Origin of the sequence: Acrocarpospora sp. B8E8 (genome assembly GCF_039871605.1) — a bacterium.
Classification (GTDB): domain Bacteria; phylum Actinomycetota; class Actinomycetes; order Streptosporangiales; family Streptosporangiaceae; genus Acrocarpospora; species Acrocarpospora macrocephala.
Genome location: NZ_JBDPLV010000194.1, coordinates 1 through 1,568, shown reverse-complemented (window position 1 = coordinate 1,568; position 1,568 = coordinate 1). Strand labels below are relative to the sequence as shown.

The window sequence follows — 1,568 nt, the reverse complement described above, 5'->3', positions numbered from 1 at the left end:
GTATGCATTCAGCAGTTCTTGATCATCTGGGTGTGAGTACCGCCCTGGTGATGGGATGATCTTTGGGTGCCGAAGACCCCGGATCGCCGCCCGTCGTATGACGAGCTGGCCGCGCTGGTGGTCCGGCAGATGGCCACGATCGAGGCCCAGCGGGAAACGATCGTGCAGCTGGAAGCGATGGTCGAGCGGCTGAGCGCACGGGTCGCCGAGCTGGAACGCCGGCAGAGCCGCAATTCGGGGAACTCCTCCTTACCGCCGTCCAGTGACACCTTCGCCCGGCCGGACAAGAAGCCACCCGCCAAGAGCGGCCGCAAGCGTGGCCGCCAGCCCGGAGCGCCGGGAAGCAGCCTGGCCATGGTGGATGATCCGGAGGAGGTCGAAGACCACGTCCCGGCCGCCTGCGGGGGATGCGGGAAGGAACTGTCGGCCACCGACAGCGTCGGGTACACCCGCCGCCAGGTGCGTGACATTCCCCTGGTGACCGTCACGGTGACCGAGCATCGCGCGCATCGCTGCCGGTGCGGCGGATGCGGCCGGGTCACCGGCGCGGACATGCCCGGGACGGTAGCGGGCGCACCGTCGTCGTACGGGCCGGGCCTGCGCGCCCTGGCCGCCTATCTCCTGGTGTTCCAGCATGTCCCGGTGGAACGCTGCGCCCAGCTGATCGCCGACCTCACCGGAGCCCGCGTCTCGCCCGGCTGGGTATCCTCGATCCTCGCCGAGGCCGCTGCCCTGGTCGCCGCCAGTATCAAGCTGATCCGTGCGTTGCTGACGCTCACGCATGTGATGCACGTCGATGAGACCACCACCCGGATCGGGACCGGGCGCCGCTGGCTGCACGTGGCCTGCACGACCACCTTGACTCTGCTCGGGCTGGGCGACCGCTCCCGCCAGGGTGCCAACTCCCTCGGCGTCCTGCCCGAGTTCCGCGGCGTGCTGGTGCACGACTCGTTGTCGCTGTACAACGGCTACCCGCACGCCCGGCACCAATTGTGCGGCGCCCACCTGGTCAGAGAGTTGACCGCCGCGGCCCAGGACCATCCCGGCCAGCGATGGCCGGCCCAGATCCGCTGGGCGCTGGCCGAGCTGAACAAGCAGGCCGTCAAGGCCCGTGAGAGCGGGCTGATCGAGATCCCGCCCGAACGGGCACGGATCTACCTGCAAGCTTTCCACCGTGGGATCGCAGTCGGGCTGTCACTGCATCCCCGCGCCCCGGGACGGAAACAGTCCCCGGCCCGCAACCTGCTCGAACGCCTGCGGGATCGGGCCGCGGACGTGCTGCGCTTCGCCGACTTCCCCGGCTGGGTGCCGTTCACGAACAACACCGGCGAGCGTGCGCTCCGCCCGGTCAAGACGCAGGTGAAGATCTCCGGCTGCCATCAATCCGAAGAGGGCGCCGCGCACTGGCTGACCGTCCGCTCCTACCTCGACAGCGCCCGCAAGCACGGGCTGAGCGCCTTCGAGGCGATCTACCGCGCCTTCACCGGCAACCTCTGGATGCCACCCGTCGCACGCGACGCCTGATCAGCGCTTTTCACATAGAGTCACAGAACCTTCTGATTGCTTAC

Annotated in this window: 1 protein-coding gene; it reads left to right on the top strand. The window is 68.7% G+C overall.

Annotation, left to right across the window (positions count from 1 at the left end; translation table 11 throughout):
- The first annotated feature begins 66 nt into the window (after positions 1-66).
- Positions 67-1,524 carry an IS66 family transposase gene (locus ABGB08_RS54535; protein ID WP_347608491.1) on the top strand — a complete coding sequence of 486 codons (1,458 nt, stop codon included), beginning with the start codon at positions 67-69 and terminating at the stop codon, positions 1,522-1,524.
- Positions 1,525-1,568: the final 44 nt, after the last annotated feature.